This is a genomic window from Streptomyces sp. UG1 (genome assembly GCF_049974585.1).
Classification (GTDB): domain Bacteria; phylum Actinomycetota; class Actinomycetes; order Streptomycetales; family Streptomycetaceae; genus Streptomyces.
This window is the reverse complement of the sequence record NZ_JBNGGG010000108.1, coordinates 1-7503: the sequence shown is the minus strand read 5'-3', so window position 1 is coordinate 7503 and position 7503 is coordinate 1. Positions and strand designations below refer to the sequence as shown.

Annotated in this window: 6 protein-coding genes; 1 reads left to right on the top strand and 5 read right to left on the bottom strand. The window is 69.3% G+C overall.

Annotated features, from left to right (window positions below):
- Positions 1 to 72: 72 nt before the first annotated feature.
- The 5 genes from ACP4J3_RS50390 to ACP4J3_RS50370 all read right to left on the bottom strand — a co-directional run bounded on the left by ACP4J3_RS50390 (position 73) and on the right by ACP4J3_RS50370 (position 4988).
- Entirely contained in the window at positions 73 to 420 is a 348-nt protein-coding gene (locus ACP4J3_RS50390) for a hypothetical protein (RefSeq protein ID WP_426544979.1), read from the bottom strand.
- 43 nt (positions 421 to 463) lie between these two features.
- Positions 464 to 1360, bottom strand: coding sequence for a carbohydrate ABC transporter permease (locus ACP4J3_RS50385; protein ID WP_426544977.1), 897 nt, complete (start codon positions 1358 to 1360; stop codon positions 464 to 466).
- Positions 1357 to 2343: a carbohydrate ABC transporter permease gene (locus ACP4J3_RS50380; RefSeq protein WP_426544975.1), complete on the bottom strand. Its 987-nt coding sequence runs from the start codon at positions 2341 to 2343 to the stop codon at positions 1357 to 1359. Before ACP4J3_RS50380 ends, ACP4J3_RS50385 begins: the two co-directional genes overlap by 4 nt.
- A gap of 203 nt (positions 2344 to 2546) precedes the next feature.
- On the bottom strand, positions 2547 to 3791 hold the full coding sequence (locus ACP4J3_RS50375; RefSeq protein WP_426544973.1) for a sugar ABC transporter substrate-binding protein: 1245 nt from the start codon (positions 3789 to 3791) through the stop codon (positions 2547 to 2549).
- 135 nt (positions 3792 to 3926) lie between these two features.
- Positions 3927 to 4988: a LacI family DNA-binding transcriptional regulator gene (locus ACP4J3_RS50370; RefSeq protein WP_426544971.1), complete on the bottom strand. Its 1062-nt coding sequence runs from the start codon at positions 4986 to 4988 to the stop codon at positions 3927 to 3929.
- 122 nt (positions 4989 to 5110) lie between these two features.
- On the opposite strand from ACP4J3_RS50370, the gene ACP4J3_RS50365 reads away from it, so the two are divergent.
- Entirely contained in the window at positions 5111 to 7231 is a 2121-nt protein-coding gene (locus ACP4J3_RS50365) for a glycogen debranching N-terminal domain-containing protein (RefSeq protein ID WP_426544969.1), read from the top strand.
- Positions 7232 to 7503 lie beyond the last annotated feature (272 nt).

The window sequence follows — 7503 nt, the reverse complement described above, 5'->3', positions numbered from 1 at the left end:
CCATCAAGCCATCGCCCGCCGCTGCCATTACCGAAGAAGAACCAGCTCAGCGCACGATCTCTCACTGGAGTACTAAGCCACAGGCACATCATGAGCACGATGATGTCGAGTGAGCGAATGCCCGCAGCTCCCGCCGAGCCGGTCGCCGTCGGAGACGGCGTTTCCGGAGAAGCAGCCGTCGGAGTCCACGCCGCCGGGGGTCGGGGCGAGGGCGATCGGCAGCTGCTCCCAGGTCAGCAGGTCGGGGCTGCGGAAGTGGCCCCGGTGCATGTGCGTGTGGGTGGCGCCGTGGGGGTTGTACTGGTGGAACACGTGGTAGTGGCCGTCGTGGAAGACCAGCCCGTTGGGGTCGTTGATCCAGTTGGGGTGCGGTCTTAGGTGTGCGACGGGCCGGTGCGGGTCACGGGGCGCGGTGGACACGGCTGTGCCTTTCGGTGAGGCAGGGCGGAGCTGTTGTGGCGGGCTATTCCTTGACGGCTCCGGCGTTGGCGCCCTGGACGAAGTACCGCTGGAAGCAGAAGAACAGCACGGCGACGGGGATGGTGGCCATCAGGGCCGCCGCCAGTTTCAGGGGGTACTGGGTGCCTTGGCCCAGGCTGCCGGAGACGAAGCGGGCCAAGCCGGTGGTGAGGGTTTCGTACTGGCTGGACTGGGTGGCGACAAGGAGGTTGGTGAACTCGTTCCACGAGCCCTGGAAGGACAGGATGGTCAGGGTGATCAGGGCGGGGCGGGCCATGGGCAGCACGATCGACCAGAAGGTGCGAAAGACGCCGGCGCCGTCCATCTTCGCGGCCTCTTCGACCTCGCGGGGGATGGACTCGAAGAACTGCTTCATGATGAAGATGCCGACGGTGTCCACCAGCAGCGGCAGGATCATGGCGGCGTAGGTGTCGAACAGTCCGAAGGTGTTCAGCACCAGGAACTTCGGGATCAGCAGGGCCACGGGCGGCACCGCCAGGATGGCGATGACGAAGCCGAACAGCACCCTGCGGCCGGGGAAGTTGAGGCGGGCGAGCGCGTAGCCGGCCATCGAGTCGAACAGGACGCGTCCGGCCGTGACGGTGACGGACAGGAAGACGGAGTTGCCCAGCCAGCGGAAGAAGGGCACCGCCTCGCCGGACTGGCTCAGCCCGAACAGCCGCTGGTAGGCGGCCGTCGTCGGGGTGGTGGGGATCAGGCCGAGGGGGTGCGCGGCCGCGTCCGGGTCGGTCTTGAAGCCGGTGACCAACTGCAGGATGAACGGGAACAGGTACAGCAGGCCGATCGCGATGACGGTCGTGTAGCCGAGGATGCGCAGCGCAAGGGGGAACCGTTCCAGCACCGGGCGCCCTTGTGCCCGGGCGGCGGCCTTGGCGTTCATCGGTTCCTCCGGGTTCGGGGGGTGCGCTCGCGCAGCAGGAAACGCTGTGCGACGGTGAAGGCGAGGATGATGATCAGCAGGACGAAGGCGATGGCCGCGCCCTGGCCGAAGTTGGCGTCGTCGAAGGCGCTGGAGTACGACAAGTAGGCCGGGGTCAGGGTGGTGTTGCCAGGAGCGCCGCCGCTCATGACGTAGACCTGGTCGAAGACCTGCCAGGTGGCGATGAGGCCGAGGGTGACCACGAGGAAGATCACGGGCCGCAGCGCGGGCAGGATCACGTGGCGCAGCATCTGCAGGCGGCCCACGCCTTCGATGGCGGCGGCCTCTTCCAGTTCACGCGGGATGCCCTGGAGGGCGGCGAGGAAGATCAGCATGAAGGTGCCGGAGGTCGTCCACACCGCGAGCATGATGATCACGCACATGGCGACGGACGGCCCGGACAGCCAGTCGAAGAAGGACAGGCCCATCACGTGGTGGTCGGCGAGGAAGCCCGAGGGGCGGTCCGGGTCGACGATGCCCAGCGCGCCGAGCAGCAGGGAGAGCACGCCGCGGGGGTCGTTGAACCAGCTTGGGCCCTTTACCCCGATCCAGGACAGTGCGGTGTTGACGGCGCCACTGCCCTGGAACAGGAAGAGGAAGACCGTGGAGACCGCGATCGAGCTGGTCACCGAGGGAAAGAAGAACGCGGTGCGCAGGGCGCCCCGGGCGCGCAGGATCCGCTGGTTGACGATCAGTGCCAGCACCAGGGCGAGGATGGTCTGGATCGGCACGGTCAGCAGCACGTAGTAGGCGTTGTTGCGCAGCGAGGTCGCAAACAGCGTGCGGTCCAGTCCGTCCTCGGTGAACAGGGACCGGTAGTTGTCCAGCCCCACGAACTTCGCCTGGCCGCTGAAGGGGTTGGACTGGCCGTCCCAGTTCAGCAGGCTCACCCACAGCGCCATGAAGATCGGCAGGACGAAGAACAGGCCGAGGATGATCACCATAGGGCTGACGAACAGCCAGCCCCAGGGGCCTTCGCCGCGGCGCCCCCCACGCGGGGCGGGCTTGATGAGGGACGCCGCGGCCGGGCCGGACCCGCCGGGCGTGTCAGGGGCGCCCGGCGAGTCGGCCGTACGGGGACCCCCGCCCGCGCGCGAGCGCGAGTTCGGGCGAGGGGTCTGTGACGTAGGCGAGGACATGGGGGGGCTCAGTCGCCCTTCGTCAGGGCCTGCTCGCCGTTGCGCTGCAGGTCGGACAGGATCTTCTTCGGGTCAGCCGTGCCCAGCGAGGTGAGGTCGGTGTTGAACTGGGTGAGCACCTTGTCGAAGCCGGCGACCGTCACCGGGCCCTGCGCGTAGGCCGTGCCGTCCGCCCACGCCTTGGCCGACGGGTACTTCGTCGCGTACTCGGCGAGCGCGCTGGTGCGGGAGGGCATCACGCCGAAGGCGTCCGCGTTCTTCAACTGCTGGATGGCGGAGGTCAGGTACTTCACCAGGTCCACGGCCGCCGACCGGTGAGTGCTGCCCTGGGCCACGCCCCAGCACTGGCTGAAGGCGAGGGTGCCCTTCCCGGCCGGTCCGGCGGGCAGCGGGATGACCGTGTACTTCACGTCCGGGAAGTCGGCCTTCATGGCACCGGTGAGCCAGTTACCCTCGATGGTCATGGCGGCTATGCCCTTGCCGAAGGCTTCGCCGCCCCAGCCGGTGTCGACCTGGCTGGCGTACTTCATGGAGCCGGCCTTCAGCAGCGACTGCACGTAGTCGAGGGCCTCGGTGTTCTGCGTGCTGTCGGCGGTCATCTTCGTCTGGTCACTGTTGGTGATCCAGCCGCCGGCCTCCTTCATGAAGACGCCGACTCTCGCGTACTCGCCGTTGGTGACCAGCCCGGTGACCTTGCCCTTGGTCAGCTTGGCCGCGACGGTCTTCAGCTGGGCCCAGGTGGTCGGGTAGTCCTTCGCGGTCAGCCCGGCCTTCTGCCACAGGTCCGTGTTGATGACCAGGGCGAGGGTGGAGGTGTCCTTGGGCAGGCACACCAGCTTCCCGTCGTAGGTGAACGACGCGCGCAGCTGGGCGGAGAAGTCGTCGGCGTCCTTGATCTGGTCGCCGTAGGGGTAGAGGGAGCCGCCCTTGGCGTAGTTGGCGAACTGGGCGGAGTCGACGTAGAAGGCGTCCGGCGGCTTGTTCCCGGCGAAGGACTGACCGAGCTGCTGGTTGATGTCCTTGGCCAGGTCGACGGTCACCGTGTTTCCGGACTGCTTGGCCCAGGCGGCCGCCGCGTCCTTGACGGCCTTGGTCTCCGCGTCCCCGGAGGAGGCGATCAGCACCGTGAGGTGCTGCTTGTCACTGGTGTCCTGCGCGGTCTTCTTGTCGCTGCCGAAACTCGACGAGCAGCCCGTGGCGGCCAGCATGGCCGCACAGGTGACAAAGGCCGCGACGGCCGAACGGTTGTGCATTGCTTCCTCCGAGGGTTACGGGGTGGTACCTGCGGCTCCTCCCGGGCACACGAAGGCGTGGGCCAGGGGTGTGGGGGTGGAGGAGGGGGCCGGGACCGGCCAGGCAGGGAAAGAGCCCGGCCGACCGGGTGGGGCTCAGGCGGTGGCGGACGGTGCCGTGGTGGCGCTGTCGCGCACGATCAGGGACGGCTCCAGCAGGAGCCGCTCGGGCGGGGCGTCCGGGGTGGCGATCCGCGCGAGGAGGAGCCGTACGCATTCCCGGCCTACGTCCTCCAGGGGCTGGGCGATCGAGGACAGGCCGGGCGAGAGGAGTTCGGCGGTCGGTGAGTCGTCGAAGCCGATCACGGCGACGTCCCGGCCGGGAGCGGCGCCCCGCTCGCGCAGCATCTGGTAGCAGCCGAGGGCCAGCATGTCGCTGGCCGCGATCACCGCGCTCGCGCCGCCGTCCAGCAGTGGTTTCACCGCCGCACGGGCCGCGTCGATGTCGTTGGCGCACTGCCCGCGCCGCCCGCGCGTCGCCAGCCCGTGGCGCTTCATCGCCCGCAGCCAGCCCTCGGCACGGTCGTCACCGGCACCGGAGGCACCGCGCTCCCAGCCCAGGAAGGCAATGTTGCGATGCCCCAGGACGACCAAGTGCTCGACTGCGGCATCCGTGCCGGAGGCGCCGTCGACGTCGACCCAGTCACCGATCGGCCGCCCCGACCACATACGGCCGAACCCGACGAACGGCACGCCCCGCTTCGTCAGCCACGCCTGGCGCGGGTCGCCCCGCTCGGTGCCGCTGAGCACGAAGCCGTCGACCTCGTGCTGCGCCAGCAGTTCCTCGTAGCCCTTCAGGCTCGGGCCGCCGGGCGGGGAGGCGAAGACCAGCATCCGGTAGCCGGCCTCGTCGGCGGCCTCCGACAGGGCGTGCAGGAAGCGGTCCATGACCGCGCCCGAGGTGCCGGGCGGGGTGGGCTGGATGCCGTAGCCGATGAGCTTGCTGGAACCGCTGCGCAGTGTCTGCGCGGCGCGGCTGGGCCGGTAGCCCATCTCCTCGATCACCTGGCGGACCCGCTCCAGGGTCTCCGGCCGCAGCAGGTCCGGCGAGTTGATCGCGTTCGACACGGTCTGCGCCGAGACGCCGGCCCGCCGGGCGACCATCGCGAGGGTCACCGGGCCACCTTTGGCCGAGGAGGTGTTGCTGGAGCGGGGCATGCGGCTCTCCGACAGACAGAGGAGATGTGGACTCTGTTTTAGCGTTCCAAGACCCATTGCCATGGCTCTGACGAGTCACTTAGTGTCCTTGGAACGCTAAAACACTGAGAGGTTCTACTTCCTTGGACGCCACTGTCAAGCCCCAGGACCCCAACGGATCGGTCGCAGCACCCGCTCCCGAAGCCGGTGGCCTGCAGCCGTTCCTGCATGACGCGGTCGTCACGCTGCACGCACCGAGCCTCGTCATCTCGCGTGCAGACGGGCAGGTCAGCGAGGGGGCGGACGGCTTCTACCACGGCGACCGCCGAGCCCTGTCGCAGCTCACCGTCGCCGTCGAGGGCATCACCCTGACCCCCGTCGCCGGGAGTCTGCGGGGTGCGGACGGCGCGGACTTCCGGGTCGTCCTGCGCGGCCTCGGCGAGACCACACCCGACCCCGCCGTCACCCTCCACCGCCGCCGCGCCACGGCAGCCGGCCGGTTCGAGGAACGCCTGGAGATCACCAACGCAGGCAGCCGTCAGGTCCGTTTCCGCCTGACGGTGACCGCGGGCTCGGACTCGGCCAGCATGGACCAGGTCAAGTCGGGACACGCTCCCGAGGAAGTGCCGCCCCAGGCTGCGGACAGCGAGACCATCGGGCTGGCATGGGCGTGTGACGGCTTCACCGCCTGCCTGGTCAGTGAGCCGGCGCCGAACGTACTGGACGTGTCGGCGGGACGGCTGTCGTACGACGTCGAGCTGGACCCCGGAGCCTCGTGGTCGGTGACGTTGTCCTGTACGGCTGCGTACTCGGACGGCGATCAGTTCCCGCCCCCGCCCGCGGACCAGGTGCCGTGGAGCATCCCCGTGCTGCGCAGCGCGGACCGCCGCCTGGACCGCTGGCTGGAGCAGTCCCTCGCCGACCTGGACCGCCTGCGCCTGACCGACCCGCAGTCGCAGAAGGACCGGCCGGACCAGTTCCTCGCGGCGGGCGCGCCCTGGTTCCTGACCCTCTTCGGACGCGACGCCCTGTGGGCCGCCCGCATGCTGCTGCCCCTCGGCATCGACCTCGCAGCCGGTACGCTGCGCACCCTCGCGCGCCGACAGGGCGCCGTCACCGACACCGCCACGGAGGAGCAGCCGGGCAAGATCCTGCACGAAGTCCGTCGCGACAACCTCAAGCTCGGCGACCGGCTCTCACTACCCTCGGTCTACTACGGCACGGTCGACGCCACCCCCCTGTGGATCACCCTCCTCCACGACGCCTGGCGCTGGGGGCTCGATCCGGCCGAGGCCGAACTGCTCCTGCCGCACGCCGAGTCCGCGCTCGCCTGGATGCGCGACCAGGCAGACGCCGACGGCTTCCTCAAGTACATCGACCAGACCGGCCAGGGCCTGTCCAACCAGGGCTGGAAGGACTCCGACGACTCCATCCGCTACCGCGACGGCAGCCGCGCCCACGCACCCATCGCCCTGTGCGAAGTGCAGGCGTACGCCTACGAGGCCGCGCTCGGCGGAGCCGCCCTGCTCCGTGCGTTCGGCCGCCCGGGAGCCGACGAGTGGGAGGCATGGGCCGAGCAACTCGCCAGCCGCTTCCGCGACCGCTTCTGGGTGACCGACGAACACGGCCCCTACCCGGCCGTCGCCCTCGACGGCGACGGCAAGCCGGTCGACTCGGTCACCTCCGGCTTCGGCCACCTCCTCGGCACCGGACTGCTCAACGCCGATGAGAGCGCGCTGCTCGCGGCCCGTATTGCCGCACCCGACCTCGACGCAGGCCACGGCCTGCGGACGCTGAGCAGCGATGCGGTGGGCTACAACCCGTACGGCTACCACGTGGGTTCCATCTGGCCGCACGACACGGCGATCACCGTCCACGGTCTGGTCAAGGCCGGATTCCCGGACGTGGCGGCCTCACTGGCGGCCGGTCTGCTGACCGCGTCGACGGGCTTCGACGCCCGCCTCCCGGAACTCTTCGCCGGGCACGGCTCTGCGGAGAGTCCTTACCCCGCCCCCTACCCGGCGTCTTGCCGACCGCAGGCATGGGCGGCCACCGCCGCGGTCGCCGTGCTCCAGGCCGCCCTCGGCCTCGACGCGAACGTCCCCGGCGGCACGGTCACCGTGAACCCCACGTTCGGGCGGACGTACGGGCCGTTGACGGTCAGCGGGCTCCAAGTAGGCGGAAAGCGGCTGGACATCACGTTGACAGCGGACGGATCGGTGCAGACGACAGCACCAGAGAGCCTGACCGTGGCCACTTCCTGAGTCCGAAGTACTCAGCGGTACTCAACGGCCGGACGGCTGCCGCGGCACCGCTCTGCGGTCAGCACGCCCCCTCCAGAAACCATCTGACTCCGCGTAAGAATGGGCCACATCCGTGAGACAGAGCGGTCCCGGGACCGAGTTGAGACAACGGGAGAATCGCTGGTCAGCGGGCACTGCGCATGTCACGATCAGCGAGAACCTGATATGTAGGCGATTTTGTCAAGCGGGCAGGGGTATACGGACTCGTCGGTGCGGGCCTGTGGGTAGTGCTG